Here is a 19,008-nt window from a genome sequence, read left to right as displayed (position 1 = left end):
GCTGAAACTAGTTACATATGTCAACACTTTCTTATACGACCGCAGAAACGGACCCAGAAAACGGTGAAGCCAAGAAGCCCTGAACCCAAAAAACGCGCAAATCTCAGAGACGTGGCCAAAGCGGCGGGTGTATCGGTCGCAACGGTGTCTCGGGTTCTCAATGAACCAGGCGTGGTGAAGAAAGACACGCTTGAGAAAGTCCAGGCTGCCATTGACGCGTTGAAATTCGTACCCAGCGCCGCCGCACGGGCGATCAATTCCGGCCGCACCCGATTTGTCGGAGCTTTGGTGCCAACGCTGGACAACGCGATCTTTGCCCGGTTCCTTGCCGCGCTAGAGCGTGAGCTGTCCGAACACCAATTGTCCCTTGTCGTTGCGACAACGAACTCGGACCTCGAAATCGAAGCCGAGAAAGCGCAAAGCCTTGTTGATATCGGAGCCGAAGGTCTGATTATCACAGGTGCCACCCACAGCGACGCACTGCACGACTTGATCGATCGGACGATGCTGCCGACGATCATCACATCCTTTTATGACGCAACAAACCCTCTGCCGACCATCGGGTATGACAACGAAGCGGTGGCTCAGCTTGCCCTGCAGCATCTTGCCGACCTTGGGCATCGCCACATAGCTGTCGTACACGGCCCGGTGCATGATAATGACCGAACACGCGCACGACTTTCCGGGCTGCAGGACCTGCCCTGGGACGGAAAGCTAACCTGCTACGAGACCCAGATCAGCCATCGTGGCGGCGCGGAAAGTGCCAAACTCATCTGCGGACAGGCTCAAAAACCGGACGCCATTTTGTGCCTGTCAGATGTCGTTGCCTTGGGGGTTTTGTTCGGTCTTCAGGCCGAGGATGTCCGCGTGCCCGACGATATCTCTCTGGTTGGGGTCGACGATCTGCCCAGTTCTGCTGTCGCAGTGCCTGCCATCACCACAGTGCATTTGCCGGTGTCTCAAATGGGCGAGAAAGCCGCCGTTGCCCTCGCACGCTGGATTTCGGATCAAGAAAGACCCAGTGCCGAACGGCTTGACGGTCAGCTGATCGAACGGCGGTCAGCCATTCCGAACCCGTCCCATTTGACGTCCTGAAAACCAAGTTCCCGTTTCATACAGGTACGGCATGATCCTCATAACCGTTGGCACATTACGTGGAATCCCAGCGTCCTATGGTGTCAAACGGTCGACCCAATTGGTGCGCAAAAATATGTCATTTTGCGCACCACATAGCGGGTCTGATTTTGCGGTCCTATCTCACCTTCCCGCTTTATGTTTTGCCGCGAAACTCACGCAGGTAATCGGCCAACCGTTCAACGATGTTCTGCGCGTCTTCGGCAGGGATATCCATTCCACGAATACGAAGGCGTAATTCGCCTGCGGACACTTCGGCCAGAATGTCGCTGCCTCCGGTCAACGCCACCGGAGCCAGGCGCTGAACCTGTTGCGGACGCCCTCCCCTCGCCTTGTCTTTCACAGGGGCAGGTGACGTCTTTAGGGCGGCTTCCAGCAACGCCCATTCCGATTTTTGGTCCAGCTCGCCCACCTCGGCCAAAGCCTGACGCAATTGGGGTTGTGCCCCCTCCCGCAATGCGGCCGCTAGTTTCAGTCCTGCTTTTTCGGACAGGGCGACCGGGTGCTGCAACAAGTCACCAAGTGCTTCGTGTACCACCGCAAAACTACGAACCTTGGATCGTTTTGCCTTGGACGCAGCAGCAAACAAAACGTCAACAGCGGCTTCGGTCGATGCAAATACCCCCTGTCCCGCGGCTAAAACCGCAATGCGTCCACGTTCATAAGGGCTGAGATTTGCCCTAAGTTCGTTTTCCTCGACCATTGAGACATAGGCGCCCTGCCCCGAACCAGCCTCTCGGACAAAGGCTGGGATTTCAGAAAACCGCGGATCGGTCTCGGCCAGGCGCCGGAAGGCATTCAATCGTCGGAAGCCAGAAATCAACCCGTAACCTTCGCCGTCACGCGTGACCTCAATTGGTGTGCGCAACCCGTGAACGCGCAAGGACTCCAAAAGTTCTGCCATGGCTTCTTCATCTTCAACCATCCGGTCGCGACGAATGAAATCGGCATCAATCTGATCCAGCGATAGCATTTCCGCCACGAGTCCGGCATCCTGCGCATCGCGCCATCGAGCTGCATCACCTTGATCCTGCGCCAGAGCAAGGCGATCGGTCACCGCTGCCATGCCGTTGAGCGTTGCAGCCTCAGCCGCGACCTGTGCAATCGGAGGCGTCGATGACTTGGTTTCAAACGGGCTGATCGACGGTTTCGCCGCGAAACCAGCCTCAAGCTGTTCCAATTCTGACGTGTCCGGAGCGGTCAGTCTTCTGCGTTTAGCCATCTGCGTTTCCTTCCATCTGAGCGTCGCGCCACCAGCAGCCGATCAAGACCTGCTTGAATTCGGCATAGGTCCGGTCGAATGTTTCCCGACCTCGTACATACGTATCGCGATTGAAGTCCCTGTAATCCGCTTCGTAGATACCGTTGACCTGCTCACCCGCCTGGCCAACCAGAGCGGTATAGTCCTGACGGTATGCATTCATGAAGTCCCCGAAATAGGCCTGAATCACATTTGCCATATCGGTTTGCTGGCTGGCATCAAACCGAGTGATTATGGCCCTGACCACGTCCCATTCAAACTTGAGCTCGGGTAAACCAGCCGCCCTTTGCGCCGCGTTCTCACCGTCCTCGATGCTGGCAAAAGTCGTGTAGAGCATGTCAAAGAACCGGCCCGTTGAATCAAATTCAAGAAACGAGGCCCCCAACGGCACAAGCAAAATATCAGCTGCAGCCAGCGCGTTGATCGTTAGGTACCCAAGTGCAGGAGGCGTATCGAGGAAAACAATGTCGTAGTCGTTCAACACTCCTTCATCCTGCAGAAAGTTGGTCAAACCATCCCAAAGCGGCCAACTGCGCAAACCCATGCGCCAAACGGGTATCTGAAACTCGGCCCAATACAGGTTCAACTGGGCGCCAATCAGGTCGATATTGGGCCAATGCGTTTTCTGAATAACATCGCGGGGCAGGGTATTGAGCGCTTCTTGCAGCGTTTCATCCAGGGGGATTTCAGGCTGCCCAGCCGCATTGCGGACCCGGTTTTCCTCTTGTACGGCACGCGCGTAATCTTTGGCTATAAGTGGAAAAACCGTTTGCCATTCATCTGCAACACTCCCACCTAGAATTGAGGTCATCGATCCCTGGCTGTCCAGATCTATAACCAATACTTTATATCCGTCCAGCGCAGCTGACATTGCCAGATGCGCGGCAGTAGATGTCTTACCTACACCCCCTTTGAAATTGGCCACAGCAACCACCTTTGCAGGAAGGCCATCTGGTCGGTACGGCAGATATTCCTTGGTGCTCACACCCTCGGCTGCAAAGTGTTGTCGGAGGGTCAGTACTTCCTCCAGCGAAAACCACTTGGAGCCAGCCTCGCCTTCACCCTGCGGCAATTCGGGATTGGCTTTGAGCACACGTCGCAGATGCGCAGGTGCAACCGGGATCAGGTATTTGGTGATCTCCCAGATGGAAAATCTACGCAGTCTTTTTTCCCCGTCCGGAGCATACCCACGTCGCGCCAGGTCTTCGCGCCCTTTTGCGCAGAATGTAGCCGCTTTGGCGAATCGAGAAGTTCCGATAGGATCAGGCAACTTTTGCGCTGCTAGCTCTGGATCCAGATTCAAATAGGGCGGCAGAGGAGGTTGGTTAGATTTATTCACTGTCGATGCCTCGGGTAATGTTCGCCTTAGCGGCGTATATTGCCCAACATAGCGAACATTTTCCAATGACGCTATCCTCAGAGTGAGAGTTTTCCACAGAATAAGCCTCTCTGAGTGGGTTTCGCCACGAAACCAGTAAAATAGGCAACACCAGAGCCAACAAAGAGTTTATTTATTTTAGATGTTTTAGAATCTTTACGAGAAAAATAATGTTTAAAGCCAACAACTTAAATTCACTTCAGCACCTGTTTACGGTATGAAAGGGACCAGATTCCGGTATCAAAGGTACCCGTCTACAGGTTGCCGAGTGCCGAGTTTCAGGAAGAAGGGGGCCGATTCGCAGGACGCTGAAATTTCGACCAGATTAGACCCTAAATTTTCGTTTTTCGCCGGGTCGCAGAACATGTAAAACCCTCTAATTGGGCGACCCTCGATCCGGTTCTGTGGATAACTGCGAGGATTTTCAGGTCAGGTACCCAGATACAGGATTCCCTCTTTCCTGTATTTGGGTACCCAAATAGAATTGATCCATGGGTACTTTTTGTGCAAGAAATACCAAAACGAGCAGCCAGGCAGAATCATGCCGGATACACAATTGGATATGGATCAGCTCTCTGGTGCATTGCGCCGGGAGACGGTCAAGAAAAACGTCGCCGCGATTCACATCAGCGGCAAGCTTACGCTTTTGCAGCGTAAGCTCTCGAATGTCCTGTTGTTAAACGCGTATGACGCACTAACCTCGGCGCAGACACATACTATCGACGCGCGGACGCTTGCGATGATGGTCGGCTATAATTCAAACGACTTCGATACGCTGCGGGCGAGTTTGCGAGCGCTGGCCGAAACCGTCGCGGAATGGGACATGTTGGATGAGCAGGGCAGACAAGAGTGGGGCGTGTCCTCATTGCTCAGCTTTGCCAAGCTGAAGAACGGGGTCTGTGAATACGCCTACTCCCCGGCGCTGGCCCAAAAGCTCTATGATCCGAAAATCTATGCCCTGATCAATGTGCAGATCCAAAGGAACTTTAGCTCTGGGCATGGCCTGGCGCTGTATGAGAATTGTTATAGGTTCGTCAGAACCGGTTCTACGGGTTGGTGGGCGCTGGACGTGTTCCGCAAACTCATGGGGGTAGACGGCAGCGACTATTACGGCAGCTTCAAACACCTCAACGCCAAGATCATCAAACCCGCTGTGGCTGAGGTGAACAAAAGTTCGGACATACTGATAGAGCCACAGTTTCAAAAAAAGGGCCGCACGGTCACGGATATCCGGTTTCTGATTAAAGGCAATCCACAGAAGGCGATGTTCGAAATCGATGACAGCGATGGCGTCCGCAATCTGCAAGTTTACAAGACGCTCCGTAAGCAAGGGGTGTCCGACCGGTTGGCGCGACAGTGGATTGCGGAACATGGTGAAGACTATGTGCAGCAAAAATTGGATTATGTAAGCGGGCAGGGGGATGTGAAATCAACGGTTGGATATTTGTCCGCCGCCTTGCGCGACGACTATCAACCGCAGGAAAACGATTCTCCGCCTGAACCCAGCCCCGAAGCCATCGAATCAGCGCGAGTGCGGGACGCCGAGAAAGCACAGGAAGACCAGGCTTACGCTGCCCGGGCGGCGGAACGTACCGAACGGTCGCGGAAGTTGTCTATCGTTGAAGAACTGGTTTCGCGGCGAAACCCAACACAGAGGGACGCGGACAAACGGTTGTTTATGGCCGGGCTCGACAATGATCTGGACCGGGAACACTTCCGCGCGCATGGTTGGCGCTCTGGTCTGAACGCCAACGCCATCTTTGATTTCTGGGAAGAGCTTGAGCCGGACGCATTCGCCTAAGCGTCAATTGTTGGCGCTTTCGGCGACGCACTACACCATTAACGATTCTTCATTGCAGACTTCAACGCATCAGCGAATGCGTTGTTGTGCGCATTACCCTCAGATTTTGCGCGTTGTGATCCCTTGGCTTTTGCTGGACCAGAACTCTTTTTCGGACCCCTGCTGGCCCGATCTTCACGTGCAGACGTGCCGCCGTCATTGCGCATGGTCAGGCCAATCCGTTTGCGGGGTACATCCACTTCAACCACCGTGACCCGGACCACCTGTCCTGTTTTGACCACCTCATGTGGGTCCTTGACGAAGCGGTCGGCCAGTTGGCTGACATGGACAAGCCCGTCCTGATGCACACCGATATCCACAAAAGCACCGAAGGCGGCGACGTTAGTCACCGTGCCTTCCAGAACCATGCCCGGTTTTAGGTCGGTGATCTCTTCAACACCATCGGCAAATGAGGCGGTAACGAAGCTGGGGCGGGGGTCACGACCGGGTTTTTCAAGTTCCGCAAATATGTCCTGTACAGTCGGCAGGCCGAAGGTTTCGTTAACAAATTGCTCGGCGCGCAATCCTTTCAGTGCACCGTCATGGCCCATGATCTGGCGGATGTCGCGCCCGCAGGCCGAGACAACACGGCGGGCCACGTCATAGGCTTCGGGGTGAACCGACGACGCGTCCAATGGTTCCGCCCCATCCTGAATGCGCAAAAAGCCAGCACATTGCTCATAAGCGCGCGGGCCTAAGCGGGCGACTTTCAGCAGCTCCTTGCGCGACAGAAATGCACCATTCAGGTCACGATGCATGACGATTGCTTCGGCCAGTCCGGGCCCCAATCCCGAAACATGAGAGAGCAGGGGGGCCGAGGCGGTATTCAGATCAACCCCCACCGCGTTCACCACATCTTCGATCACCGAGGCCAGAGATTGAGACAACCTGTGCTGGTCCACGTCATGTTGGTATTGACCGACGCCAATGGATTTGGGTTCGATCTTCACCAGTTCGGCCAACGGGTCCTGCAGGCGACGGGCGATAGACACCGCGCCGCGCAGCGATACGTCAAGATCGGGAAACTCACGCGCGGCCAGTTCTGAGGCTGAATAGACCGACGCGCCAGCCTCGGACACAACAACCTTGGTCGGGGCCGAAACGGTTTTGGGCAACAGTTTCAGCGTATCACCCACCAGTTTCTCGGTCTCGCGGCTGGCGGTGCCATTCCCGATGGCGATCAGTTCGATCTGGTGGTTGGCGATCAGGTTCAAGATTGCGGCCTGCGCGCCGCGCACATCATTCTTGGGCTGAAACGGATAGAGCGTGTCCGTCGCGACCACCTTGCCCGTGGCATCAACCACCGCAGCCTTGACGCCAGTTCGAATGCCAGGGTCAAGACCCAGTGTTGCCTTTGCCCCCGCGGGTGCTGAGAACAATAAGTCTTTGAGATTGCGTGAGAAAACATTGATTGCCTCGTCCTGCGCCCGGCTGCGCAGATCTGCCATCAGCTCTACCATCATCGATAGCGACAGTTTCACACGCCACGTCCAGCCCGCCACTTTGCGCAGCCATTTGTCTCCGGGGCCGTCTCCACGTGTGTGAAGGTGCGCGGCGACAATCGCTTCGGCACGGGCGGCGCCGGTTTCGGGTTCCGGCGCGATGTCCAGCGTCACGATCCCTTCTTTCGAAGCGCGCAGCATTGCCAATGCACGGTGTGACGGGGTTTTGGCCCACAGCTCCGAATGATTGAAATAGTCGCTGAACTTCGCGCCTTCCTGCTCCTTGCCGTCAATCACCTTGGAAGTCAGCAGGGCCTCATGCTGCATGAAATTGCGCAGCTCACCCAGTAGGGCGGCGTTTTCCGTCAGCCGTTCGGTGATGATGTCCCGCGCGCCGTTCAGCGCGTCCTTGACGGTTGCCACTGCTTCGGTGACATAGCCCTGCGCCAGAATTTCTGGGTAAGCCGACCGATCCGCCAGAATGGCATCCGCCAGCGGTTCCAACCCATTCTCGCGGGCAATCATCGCCTTGGTGCGGCGCTTGGGTTTGTAGGGCAGGTAAATGTCTTCCAGCTGCGCCTTGGTATCGGCCTGCGCGATGGATTTGACCAGATCGTCGGTCAGCTTGCCCTGATCTTTGATCGAGCCCAGGATCGTCTCGCGCCGCGCTTCCAGTTCTCGCAGATAGGTCAGGCGGTCAGACAGGGTGCGCAGTTGGGTGTCGTCCAGCCCACCCGTCACCTCTTTGCGGTAGCGGGCGACAAAAGGCACGGTGGCCCCTTCGTCCAGCAATTTCACCGCGGCCCCCACCTGTTCGGGGCGGGCATTGATTTCGGTGGCGATGGTGCGGGCGATGCGGTCCAAGGGGGCCTCCTGAATATGTCTGGAGGGACTTCTTAGCCAGCCACATCGCCAAGGGAAAGAGGCTTTAGCGTGCCTGCGCCTGTTCGGCCAAAGCCTGCAGGTCGTCGTGCAGGGTCTTGGCAACCTCGACATAGCCACGTTCGGTGTTGCGGGCCCGCGCGGCAAAGCGCCGTTGCGACGGCAGACGCGCTCCCTGATCGGTGATATCGGCGAACAAACGCTCGGCCCGCGCGTCATTCTCATCGACTCGACCGCCGCTGAATTGCGCAGGATCGAAGGCCAGCAGGATTTCCCCGTGATAAGGTGCGCCGCCGGCACCATCGGCGAATTCCATGCTTTCCAGACTGGTTAGATCATCGATTAGCGGACCGGCCAGCAGTTCGATCATAATCGACAGGGCCGAGCCCTTGTAGCTGCCAAAGGTCAGCATCGCACCGTCCATCGCGGCCTGTGGATCGGTGGTCGGGTTGCCGTGTTTGTCGATGGCGACACCTTCGGGCAGGGGCTTGCCTGCGCGGTGGTACAGTTCGATCTCGCCCCGGGCAAAGGCGCTGGTGGCGAAATCGAAGGTAAACGGGTCTTTATTCTGGCGAGGCCAACTGAAAGCCAGCGGGTTGGTGCCAAGGCTACCACGCGTGCCGCCGGCCGGGGCAACCCAAGCGTGACTGGGGCCCATCGCCATCGCCGCCAGACCGACCGCGGACAGACGCTCCACCTCGGGCCAGAGTGCCGAGAAATGGAAACACCGGTTGATCGCCATGGCGGCGATGCCGTGGGTGCGGGTTTTCTCGATCAAAACCGGCAGCGCTTTTTCGAACGCCAGCAGGGACATCCCGCCCTGCGCATCAACCCGAACGACTGCGTTATCCGACGGTTCAAGGACTGGCTCTGCATGCCCGTCGATCTGACCCGCATTTATCGTGTCGGCGCACATGAACAGGCGGAACAATCCATGTGATTGGCAATCATCGATTTGACAGGTGGTTAGCGTATCGGCGATCGCTGCGGCATGATCCGGCCCGAAACCAGACGTGGTCAAAATAGAAAGGCTGAGGTCTCGGACTTCGTCCAATGACAGTTTGACCGTTTCGCTCATGCCCTGCGTCTCCCTCATCGTGACTGAGACAAGGGATAGCGTGGCAGAGCGGGCAAAGGAAACCCGGTTTTCGCCGGGTTCGGGATCAGCCCTGCGCTTCGGCCTGCAGATAGGCGATCAGGTTGGTGATATCCTCGTCCTTTTTCAGGCCGGGAAACTGCATCTTGTTACCGGGGATCGTGCCGCGCGGGTCAGACAGGAACGCGGTCAGGGTGTCAGCGGTCCAGACGATGCCAGACTCTTGCAATTGGGCCGAATACCGGAACCCGTCCGCCTGACCGGCTGTAGCGCCGATAACCCCGTGCAGTGACGGACCGACAGTGTGGCGGTCTTGCTCAAGCTTGTGGCAGGCGCTGCATTTGCGGAACACTTTCTTACCCGCCTTGATGTCTCCTTCCACTGCGGCGACGGCAACCGGGGCAGCAGGGGCAACCGCAGCCTGTTCGCCATCCAAGTTGAAGATCAGCCGGGCCGTCACCGGAACCGTGCGAGTGATGCCGGGCAGGCTGGCCAACTCCATCAGTTTGTCGACCCCAGCATTCACGCCTGCGTCTTCGGCGCTGATGAACACCATGTCGTTGGTCGACACCATCACCGAGGACTCAGAAAGGCGGGCCACAAACATCTCGGCATTGAAGGCCACATCCGTTCCAGCCAGGGACAACACGGCCTCGGTATCGACGGTGGTGGTTTCGCCAATACCCAGACTTGAGACTTCGGCCATGTCAAACGTGACCGTCAGCGCCGCAGTACCTGCTTTGCGAAACACGTACTCAATCATACGTTCGTTACGGATGTCGATATTGGTCTCGACCGAGGACAGGTCGATTTGAATCTCGGCCTTGCCGTCCGGGCTGACATGACCGCTGAGGTTGGTGAAGGAATTGACCTCGCCCACGGTGTCTTTCTTGATGGTCCCATAGGCCAGATGCGATCCTTCGGGGACAAGGGTCCAGCCGTCCGCCAGCGCCGGGGTTGCAACAATTGCCGACGCAATCGTGACTGCCTTCAACAGAAGTTTCATTTCTTTCCTCCTCGGGTTATGTCAGTCCTGACCCCGCGGGCCCGGTCCGTGGAAAGCAAACACACACAGGTCGCGATTTATTCGATGGGTGGTGAGATTAGTTCGGAACAGGCCGTGCGCGGCGCGATCCAGATGCATTCGAAACGCGTCTGGCGGTTTGGGTTGGCACTGTCCGGCGCATCCGACGTGGCCGACGATCTGCTACAATCCACATGTCTGCGCGCGTTGGAGCGACACCACCAGGTCACGTCACATGACCGGCTGGATAGCTGGCTGATGACGATCTGCCGCTCGATCTGGTTGAATGAGGTACGGGCGCGTTCGGTTCGCAAGGCGCAGGCGCTGTCCGTGACACCCGAAGCAGACTTAATTGCACCCGGAAACGATTCAGAAACGAATATTTTCGCCACTGAAGTGTTTACACAAGTGATGCAGCTGCCAGAGGCGCAGCGGGAGACGGTCGTGCTTGTGTTTGTCGAGGGCTATAGCTACCGCGAAGCTGCCGCGTTGCTGGAGGTGCCGATAGGAACTATCATGAGCCGGTTGTCTAATGCCCGGCAGAAACTGAAAACTGTGATGCAGCATGAGGCGGCAGACACCGTTCGACGGAGTGGCAAATGAAGTTTTCCGACGAGACGCTGTTGGCGTATCTGGAAGGCAAACTGGATGAGGCCGAAGCCGCCGCGATCGAAAGCGCGGTTGAGGCGGATCCCGCATTGGAACAGCGCCTGATGGCGCTGGACCCGTTCGCACCTGTGGTGCAGGCGGTTTTCGAACGTGTGCCAGTGGAAACGCCCCAGGTTGATTTGCCCCAGCCGGTGGTCCCGGTCGTGCGAGCCGGTGGTGGGCTGCGTCTGCTTGCCGTTGCGGCTTCGGTCGCGATCATTGCCGCGTCGGCGACCTTTTGGGCGACCCGTCCCGAGCCGCTGGGCTGGGTTCAACAGGCAGCGATTTATCAGTCGTTGTATGTGCCTGAGACGATTGCGTCGCTGGACAGTTCCTCTCAGGCTTTAGACGAGCAGTTCGCGCAGGCTGAGGCACAGCTGGGTCGGTCGTTGAACCGCGAAGAGCTTGAAACCCTGCCGGGGATGGAGCTGAAACGCGCGCAGGTCCTGTCATTTAAGGGCAAGCCGTTGGTTCAGGTGGTGTTTGCCGATGCGGAAGGTCGGCCCTTTGCCTTTTGTGTCATCCGACAGGGTGAGGGCGCGCCGAACAAGGACGTGCAACAGGCCGTGCTGAGCGGATTGGTCACAGCCAACTGGGCGCAGGACGGATATGGCTACATGCTGATCGGCAGCAACGATCAGACCGATCTGAGCGGTCAGCTGGATTTTCTTACTGAAAGATTTGCGGGTTAAACGCGTAGTGCGCAAAAACGCCTTGTGAAGCGGGGCAAATCCTCGAAATATAATGGGTATGAAGAAAAAGCCTGTCATGCCTGATCCGGATGAGGACGCCGATGCGGTAGGCCCTCCCAGTATCTATGATGTGGACCCGCCCGAAGACGATGACTTGTGGTTTCTGCCGCCCGAGGATGAAGAGGCGGTCGAGGATTTTTTGCCCCCAGGCCCGAAAGTGGATCGCCGTTTGCTGTTCGATCCGCGCGATTGGCGTGCGGCTCAGGCCGAGCTGTCTTTTGAACTTGCCGACCTAGCGGCAATTTTCGGTGCTTTGGATGAGAGGTTGCGGGCCGGACCGGATGGATGGACGCATCGGCTGGCGCTGATGGATGTATCCGATCTGGGCTGGTGGACCGGGGACCGGATCAGTGTTGACCGGCTGGCGTTGTGGACCGGTCTGCGGATCGGTGCAACCGGTGATGACGTTCAGGCTTTGTTTCGGGCCGGTTGGGCGGTACGGCGTTTAACTTCCGGACCGGGCCCGTCTTCGGATGGATGGGAAATTGGCCTGACCGCCTTTTTGGATCGCATGGCGCAAGGTATCGAAGACATCCCCGAGGCAGTGGCCGATCTGGCCGAAGTGATGCGCAATGCCGAAGGCTTGCATCCGGTGACACAGGCGGCCATGGGGTTCCATGCCTGGCGCGCGCTGTCTCAGGGGATCGGGCAGGATACCGAAGCCGCAATTATCGCGGCCCGCCACGCGGCAACGATGGGGCGGGGCGGGGCGACGTTCATGCCTTTGGCGCTGTCCGGTCCCGGGGCGCTGCGCGGGGTTGGCGAGGTAGACGAAAAGCTTTCGGCCTGGATCAGAGGGGCAGGGCAGGCAACCTTAGCCGCGCTGATGCATCTTGATCGGGTCAGCGCTTGGGAACAACGCGCGCGCGAGGCAACCAGCGGGCTGAGCGGGCGGACACCGCCTTTGTTGATCGACGTTCTGACTGCCTGGCCCATGGTTTCGGCCCCACTGGCCGAGGAACTGACAAAAGCGTCACGTGCAGCCGTACAGCGCAATATCGACCGGTTCACCCGGCGCGGCCTGATCCGCGAGGTGACAGGGCAGGGGCGTTACCGGGTCTGGACCGCCGCATTGTGATCCAGCAGCCATTCGCGAAAGGCACGCGCCGGTGGCCGCAGGGCTGCGCGGGATGGATAGACCAGATGGTAGGTTTCGTGACCTGCCACTTGAATGTCGGGCATGCAGGGGACAAGGCCCGACATTTCCATGATCCGATCTGATGCGGGCGCGCGGGCCAATGCGATGCCACCGCCGCTGGCCGATATCTCGGCCGCTATCAGGGAGTTATCCGCAAAGAAAAACCGCGCCTGACCTGTCGGCAGACATAAGGTCTCGAAAAGATGCAGCCAACTGGCGCGGTGAGTCGAAACCTCGATCAAAGGGAAACGGAACAGATCTTGGGGGTGGTGAATCTGATTGGCGATATCTGGCGGGGCTACGGGATACAGGCGTTCATGCAACAACACATCACTGTCCGCGCCATAGAGGGTCGGATTGCCGAATACGATCTGCAAATCGGTGAACTGGTTGGCGAAATCTGAAACCAGATTGCCGGTGGTCAAGGACAGGCTGATCTGCGGATGCGATGCGTGAAAGTCTGGCAGCCCACCGGCCAGAATGCCGTGCGCATAAAGCAGAATGGATTGCACAAACAACCTCTGTTCCCGCGTTTCACCGAACAGCCCCGTGGTGGCGGTTTCCAACATCAGCAGCGATTGTTGAACCGACGGCAGATAGGCCCGCCCTGCCTCGGTCAGGGTTACGGCATGGGCGTGGCGGTGAAACAGCGGCGTGCCCAATCGCGTTTCCAGCGCTTTCACCTGCTGGCTGACGGCTGCAGCCGACATGTTCAACTGCGTGGCCGCGCGGGCAAAGCTTTCGGTGCGGGCGGCGGCCTCGAACACGCGCAGCCAGTTGAGGGACGGGATACGGGACGACATGAGAATAGACTAAGCTGAACTTAGCCTAACGGGCAAGAGGTTGCGCGCTGACCTTGTGGCGTGCCGGCCTATCCTGCGTGAACCAGCATTCTAGAGGTGCCTCATGCCGCAATCAGCTAACTCACCCCACGCCCTGACGGTGAACCAGTCCGAGAAATATTGGGAAGACGGATTTCTGTTCCCTCTGACGGTTTTTTCTCCCGATGAGATCGCCGAAATCCGCGCGAAATTCGAACAACTCGAGACCGACTGGCTATCCGCAGATCTGCCTTTGCCATTGAACACCTACAAGCGTGTAAACGCACATCTGGTCATACCTTTGGCCGCGAGGGTGGCACAGGACCCACGGGTATTGGATGTGGTCGAAGGCGTATTGGGGCCGGATATCATGGTCTGGTCCGCCGAGTTTTTCGTCAAAGAGGCCCATACCGAACACACGGTGGGCATGCATCAGGATCTGACCTATTGGGGCATGGGTGAGACACCGGATCAAGTGACCGCCTGGATCGCGCTGTCCCCGGCCACGGTCGAAAGCGGTTGTATGGATTTCGTACAGGGCAGTCATAAAAACCCGATCCTGCCGCATAACGACACCTATTCCGACACCAACCTGTTGTCGCGCGGGCAGGAAGTCGCCGTTGATGTCGCAGACGAAGACAAAACCCATATCGAACTTGCCCCTGGGCAAATGTCGCTGCATCACGGGCTGACTATTCATGGCTCGGGTCCGAACCGATCCGGTGATCGCAGAATTGGTCTGGCGATCCGCTATCTCAACCCTAACGCCCGGCAACTGGTTGCGGACCGAGACTATGCCATGTTGGTGCGCGGTCAGGACGAACGGTCAAACTTTGTTCATGTCGCCCCCCCGAGCGCGGCGTTCTCTGAACAATCGCTGGCTCTATATGAACAAGTACGCCGGGATCAGAGCAAAGCGCTGGCGGATGGTGCTAAGAGCGATGTGCCGCTCTACGGGACGTCCTGACGTTAAATAGTGACGTATACGCAGGCTGGCGGTTAATAGCCGTCAGTATTTTCAGTGATTTAATGCGTTGGGTTGCATTCCGCGAGTTCTTGCTGTTTCTGAGGTGGAAAAGATGCACACAGTATTTCGTGGGAAAATAAGATGACGAAAAAGGCGTTGATTACAGGTATTACCGGGCAGGATGGGTCCTATCTGGCCGAATTCCTGCTGGAAAAAGGGTATGAAGTTCATGGGATTAAGCGCCGGGCGTCGTCCTTTAACACGCAGCGGATCGACCACATTTATCAAGATCCTCATGACCCCAACCCCAAATTGCACCTGCATTACGGCGATCTGAGCGACACGTCGAACCTGACGAGAATCATTCAGGAGGTGCAGCCGGACGAAGTTTACAACCTGGGTGCGCAGTCGCATGTGGCGGTCAGCTTTGAATCTCCGGAATACACGGCAGATGTAGACGCCATCGGAACCCTGCGCCTGCTGGAAGCGATCCGTTTTCTGGGGCTGGAGAAAAAAACGCGTTTCTATCAGGCGTCCACGTCCGAGCTGTATGGTCTGGTCCAGGAAACGCCGCAACGTGAGACGACCCCGTTCCACCCCCGTTCGCCATACGCGGTGGCCAAGCTGTATTCTTACTGGATCACCGTCAACTACCGCGAAGCCTATGGCATGTATGCCTGCAACGGTATCCTGTTCAATCATGAAAGCCCGCGCCGTGGCGAAACCTTTGTGACCCGCAAGATCACCCGCGGTCTGGCCAATATCGCGCAAGGTCTCGAAGATTGCCTTTACATGGGCAATATCGACAGCCTGCGGGATTGGGGCCACGCGAAAGACTACGTGCGGATGCAGTGGTTGATGCTACAGCAGGACAATCCCGAAGATTTCGTAATTGCTACAGGCGTGCAATATTCGGTCCGCCAATTCATCGAATGGTCCGCTGCCGAGTTGGGTATCACGTTGGAATTCTCGGGCGACGGCGTGGATGAAATCGCAACCGTCACGAAGATCGAAGGGGACAACGCGCCAGCTTTGAAACCTGGCGACGTGATCATGCGCATCGACCCGCAATATTTCCGCCCGGCCGAGGTGGAAACGCTGTTGGGCGATCCGTCGAATGCGAAAACCAAGCTAGGCTGGGAGCCCGAACTGACTGTGCAGGAAATGTGCGCCGAAATGGTTGTCGAAGACCTGAAAACCGCGAAACGTCATGCGCTGTTGAAAGAGCATGGTTACGAACTGCCGGTAAGTCTGGAAAACGGCTGAGGAACACGACATGCGCAAGATTTACGTAGCAGGTCACCGCGGCATGGTAGGTGGCGCAATTCTGCGCCGTTTGCAGGATCGTCAGGCAGCCGGCGAAGCGCTTGAGCTGATCACGCGTACACATTCCGAAGTAGATCTGACCGATCAGGCCGCCGTGCGCGACTTTATGCAGGCTGAACGCCCGGATGTCGTGATCCTTGCTGCTGCCAAGGTGGGGGGCATCCACGCCAACAATACCTATCCGGCGGATTTCATCTACGACAACCTGATGATCGAATGTAATGTGATCCATCAGGCCTTTGCCGCTGGGGTGAAACATCTTCTGCAATTGGGCAGTTCGTGCATCTACCCGCGTGCCGTGCCACAGCCGATGCGCGAGGATGCGTTGCTGACAGGCGTGCTGGAGCCCACAAACGAGCCTTACGCCGTTGCCAAGATCGCCGGGATCAAATTGTGCGAAAGCTATAATCGGCAACACGGGGTCGATTACCGCTCGGTCATGCCGACGAATCTGTATGGGCCGGGTGACAATTTCCACCCCGAAAACAGCCATGTCCTGCCCGCCCTGATCCGCCGGTTCCACGAGGCGCAGCGCGATGGTTTGGACGAAGTTGTGATCTGGGGTACCGGCAAACCCCGCCGCGAATTTCTGCATGTGGACGATATGGCCGAGGCATCGCTGTTCGTGCTCGACCTGCCGCGCGATGTCTATGAGGCGAACACCCAACCGATGTTGAGCCACATCAACGTGGGCTGTGGCGAGGATATTTCGATCGCGGAACTGGCGGCGTTGGTGGCCAAAACAACCGGCTACACTGGGCGGATAACTCAGGATGTAAGCAAACCGGACGGCACCATGCGCAAGCTGATGGATGTGTCCCGTCTGGCCGACATGGGCTGGCGCGCGCGCGTTGGGCTGGAAGACGGCATTCGCGAAACCTATGCCTGGTTCTTGGATCAGGCAGCGGCGGATTTGAGGGCTAAGTAACTGCCCAAGTCGGGACCCGGGCAGTTCGTTCCGTCAGAACCAGCGGCCAATGGCAATGGCCGTTGGTGTCAGCGCCGTCACATCGCTGTTGGTGGCCAAAATCTTGAAACCTACCTGCGTTTCGGTCAGGGCTTCAAAGCCGATGAACCGATTGCTGGCCCCTCCGCTGCCACTGACCGAAATGGCTGAACCGGTTGCAAAAGTAATCGGGAAATACCAAACCGCCGCGCCGCTTGCGAAAAGCGCGCCATCAGCATGTATACAGCCCGTTGCGGGCAGGGTGACGGTGCAAATCTGCGTTCCATCCGCAAAACGCACGTAGTCGCCATTGGGGGTTGAGCCCCGCTCGATCACCGCTCCGTCTGGTACACCGCCATTTTCGGAAACGGACCCTAACAGGTTGCCAGGGCCATAACCGTAGTCAGCCCGCATCAGGCGCCCGGGTGTGATGTCATCAGGGCTGGCCTGAATTGCCGCGCCATCTGCAATGCCGGTCGTGGGGTCAAAGCTTAGTGCGTCAGTCCAGTTGCTGCCATCGGGAGAGACTTTGATGGAAAAGCCTGTAGTGCCCGACAAACCCATCTCGGCATGGCCGGTCCAATTGGACTGAAACAGTAAGGACGCGGTGTCGCCTGCACCGGCCTTGTTGATTTTCAGCTGGTGCCCACCGCCTTCGTGGCTGAGCAATGTGGCCGGAGATCTTACCGACAGGCGGTTCGTGCTGTCATAGCTTGTGGCGATACCCACTCCGTCCAAATTGTGCGTCGCCACCGGGGGGTCGATCCAGGCCCCACCGTCCCAGACTTTCATTTGACCGGTGCTTTCATCCCATGCACGCCAGCCTGTGCCGGGCGCGGCGAAATACCAGGCGTTGTCCTGCCAAGTAGCCAACATTCCGGCCTGACCCGTCCAATCCCCTGTTGGTGCGTTGCCCAATGCGTGAACCTCGCCCTGGTCTGGAACGGCAGGTGGAGTCGACGCGTTTGTCGAGGTCAGGCTCAGCTGGGTAACAACATCCAGCTGTCGCAGCGCCTCGTTATGGGTGACGTGTTTCTGGGCCTGTGAGGGTTGCAGAAATGGAAGGCTCAATCGGGGTGAATTTTGTGGCACGGGCGTCCTCCTGTGGCTGTCGGTCCGACAATTGCATTGCGCGCCACATTGCCTTTTGATGGATGAATTCCGTCTGACCGTGCCGGACGCCCGAAAAACCAATTGCTTACTTTTCAGAAGCATCAAAAAAGCCGAGGCGCTAAGCGCCCCGGCTTGTGGAAATGCCGTGCCGAAGAAAACCCCGGTCGATGTGTCGTCAGATGTTGTTACTGAGCAGCCTGATCCGTCGCCACAACGTCACGCAGATACTGGCTCAGATCCTCGCGCAAGTCCTGGCGGGCCAGCGCAAAGGCTACCGTGGCCTGCAGGAACCCTGATTTTGAGCCGCAGTCGAACCGCTGTCCGTTGAATTTGTACCCAAAGACCGGCACGCCATTGCCAATATCTTCGGCGATCGCGTCGGTCAGTTGAATCTCACCACCGCTGCCTCTTTTCAGTTGGTTCAGATTGTACAAAACCGACGGCCCCAACACATAGCGGCCGATAACGGCCAGATTCGAGGGCGCATCCTCGGGCTTGGGTTTTTCGACCATGCCGCGGGCGCGTACGACCGTTCCGATATTTTCACCTACGTCCAACACACCGTAAGCGCTGGTCTTGTCTTCGGGAACCTCCATGGCTGCCACCATGTTGCCACCGGTTTCTTCATAGGCTTCGATCATTTGCTGCAGGCAAGGCTTGTCGGCAGCAATCACGTCGTCGGGCAACATTACCGCGAAAGGCTCGTCGCCGATCAGGCGACGGGCGCACCAGACCGCGTGACCCAGACCCAACGCTTTGTGCTGACGGATATAGGCAATCGCGCCACTTTCCATATTGGTGGCGTTCAGCGTTTCCAGCAGGTCTTCCTTGCCTTTGGCTTTCAGCTCCTGCTCAAGCACCAAGTTGTGGTCGAAATAGTCTTCTAGTGCAGATTTGCCGCGAGAGGTCACGAAAATGAATTCAGTGATGCCGGCGGCACGCGCTTCGTCGATGGCGTATTGTACCAACGGGCGGTCGACCAACGTCATGATCTCTTTCGGGACCGACTTTGTCGCGGGCAGGAACCGCGTACCAAGCCCTGCGACGGGGAAGATCGCCTTTGTGACCTTACGTGTCATTTGACCTCTCAAGTTACTAAAACAATGTCTGACTTTTAGCGTACTACGCGGGTCTCTTAGGCGCTGTGGTCCCAACAATCAACGCTCTGTAACAACCAACGTATCATTTGCAAAGGATGGTGCCACCCGGTGCGGTAGAAGTCAAAACGATCGGGATTTAC

16 protein-coding genes are annotated in these 19,008 nt (G+C 57.4%); 8 read left to right on the top strand and 8 right to left on the bottom strand.

All coding sequences use genetic code 11. The features are described 5' to 3' along the window. Window positions 1-111 precede the first annotated feature (111 nt). Window positions 112-1,095: a LacI family DNA-binding transcriptional regulator gene (locus GOX21_RS08580; protein WP_170349968.1), complete on the top strand. Its 984-nt coding sequence runs from the start codon at window positions 112-114 to the stop codon at window positions 1,093-1,095. Between the two features lie 175 nt (window positions 1,096-1,270). On the opposite strand, the gene GOX21_RS08575 is transcribed toward GOX21_RS08580, so the two are convergent. Further along, entirely contained in the window at window positions 1,271-2,356 is a 1,086-nt protein-coding gene (locus GOX21_RS08575) for a ParB/RepB/Spo0J family partition protein (protein WP_170376975.1), read from the bottom strand. After that, a complete protein-coding gene (locus GOX21_RS08570; RefSeq protein ID WP_170349970.1) occupies window positions 2,349-3,734 on the bottom strand; it encodes an AAA family ATPase in 1,386 nt (461 codons plus the stop codon). Before GOX21_RS08570 ends, GOX21_RS08575 begins: the two co-directional genes overlap by 8 nt. Before the next feature lie 580 nt (window positions 3,735-4,314). Between GOX21_RS08570 and GOX21_RS08565 the strand changes: the two genes are divergently transcribed. Further along, window positions 4,315-5,574 (top strand): replication initiation protein, encoded by a 1,260-nt coding sequence (locus GOX21_RS08565; RefSeq protein WP_170376973.1) that lies wholly within the window; start codon window positions 4,315-4,317, stop codon window positions 5,572-5,574. Window positions 5,575-5,612: 38 nt separating this feature from the next. Here GOX21_RS08565 and GOX21_RS08560 read toward each other — a convergent pair whose 3' ends face one another. From GOX21_RS08560 to GOX21_RS08550, 3 genes are all read right to left on the bottom strand, one after another. Then, window positions 5,613-7,919: a Tex family protein gene (locus GOX21_RS08560; RefSeq protein ID WP_254428496.1), complete on the bottom strand. Its 2,307-nt coding sequence runs from the start codon at window positions 7,917-7,919 to the stop codon at window positions 5,613-5,615. Between the two features lie 64 nt (window positions 7,920-7,983). Continuing rightward, a complete protein-coding gene (locus GOX21_RS08555; RefSeq protein ID WP_170376969.1) occupies window positions 7,984-9,015 on the bottom strand; it encodes an Ldh family oxidoreductase in 1,032 nt (343 codons plus the stop codon). An 85-nt stretch (window positions 9,016-9,100) separates the two neighbouring features. Then, the gene (locus GOX21_RS08550; protein ID WP_170376967.1) at window positions 9,101-10,039 is read right to left on the bottom strand and encodes a c-type cytochrome; all 939 of its coding nucleotides are present in this window, start codon (window positions 10,037-10,039) and stop codon (window positions 9,101-9,103) included. A gap of 48 nt (window positions 10,040-10,087) precedes the next feature. Between GOX21_RS08550 and GOX21_RS08545 the strand changes: the two genes are divergently transcribed. From GOX21_RS08545 to GOX21_RS08535, 3 genes are all read left to right on the top strand, one after another. Continuing rightward, window positions 10,088-10,660, top strand: coding sequence for an RNA polymerase sigma factor (locus GOX21_RS08545; RefSeq protein ID WP_226689425.1), 573 nt, complete (start codon window positions 10,088-10,090; stop codon window positions 10,658-10,660). Continuing rightward, entirely contained in the window at window positions 10,657-11,397 is a 741-nt protein-coding gene (locus GOX21_RS08540) for a hypothetical protein (RefSeq protein ID WP_170376965.1), read from the top strand. The genes GOX21_RS08545 and GOX21_RS08540 overlap by 4 nt, the downstream gene beginning before the upstream one ends. A gap of 76 nt (window positions 11,398-11,473) precedes the next feature. Beyond that, window positions 11,474-12,535 (top strand): helix-turn-helix domain-containing protein, encoded by a 1,062-nt coding sequence (locus GOX21_RS08535; protein WP_254428495.1) that lies wholly within the window; start codon window positions 11,474-11,476, stop codon window positions 12,533-12,535. On the opposite strand, the gene GOX21_RS08530 is transcribed toward GOX21_RS08535, so the two are convergent. Then, entirely contained in the window at window positions 12,508-13,398 is an 891-nt protein-coding gene (locus tag GOX21_RS08530) for a LysR family transcriptional regulator (RefSeq protein ID WP_170376963.1), read from the bottom strand. The two genes, GOX21_RS08535 and GOX21_RS08530, sit on opposite strands and share 28 nt — an antisense overlap. 103 nt (window positions 13,399-13,501) lie before the next feature. Between GOX21_RS08530 and GOX21_RS08525 the strand changes: the two genes are divergently transcribed. From GOX21_RS08525 to fcl, 3 genes are all read left to right on the top strand, one after another. Continuing rightward, the gene (locus tag GOX21_RS08525; protein WP_170376961.1) at window positions 13,502-14,383 is read left to right on the top strand and encodes a phytanoyl-CoA dioxygenase family protein; all 882 of its coding nucleotides are present in this window, start codon (window positions 13,502-13,504) and stop codon (window positions 14,381-14,383) included. 141 nt (window positions 14,384-14,524) lie between these two features. Continuing rightward, window positions 14,525-15,649, top strand: coding sequence for a GDP-mannose 4,6-dehydratase (gmd, locus tag GOX21_RS08520; protein WP_170376959.1), 1,125 nt, complete (start codon window positions 14,525-14,527; stop codon window positions 15,647-15,649). A gap of 10 nt (window positions 15,650-15,659) precedes the next feature. Beyond that, a complete protein-coding gene (fcl, locus tag GOX21_RS08515; RefSeq protein WP_170376957.1) occupies window positions 15,660-16,637 on the top strand; it encodes a GDP-L-fucose synthase in 978 nt (325 codons plus the stop codon). Between the two features lie 33 nt (window positions 16,638-16,670). On the opposite strand, the gene GOX21_RS08510 is transcribed toward fcl, so the two are convergent. Continuing rightward, entirely contained in the window at window positions 16,671-17,747 is a 1,077-nt protein-coding gene (locus tag GOX21_RS08510) for a DUF2793 domain-containing protein (RefSeq protein ID WP_170376955.1), read from the bottom strand. Window positions 17,748-17,953: 206 nt separating this feature from the next. Continuing rightward, on the bottom strand, window positions 17,954-18,847 hold the full coding sequence (gene galU, locus GOX21_RS08505) for a UTP--glucose-1-phosphate uridylyltransferase GalU (RefSeq protein WP_170349981.1): 894 nt from the start codon (window positions 18,845-18,847) through the stop codon (window positions 17,954-17,956). Window positions 18,848-19,008 lie beyond the last annotated feature (161 nt).

This window comes from Ruegeria atlantica (assembly GCF_013032005.1).
Lineage (GTDB): Bacteria > Pseudomonadota > Alphaproteobacteria > Rhodobacterales > Rhodobacteraceae > Ruegeria > Ruegeria atlantica_A.
Note: the sequence above shows the minus strand (reverse complement) of the source record. Positions and strands in the feature narration are given on the sequence as shown.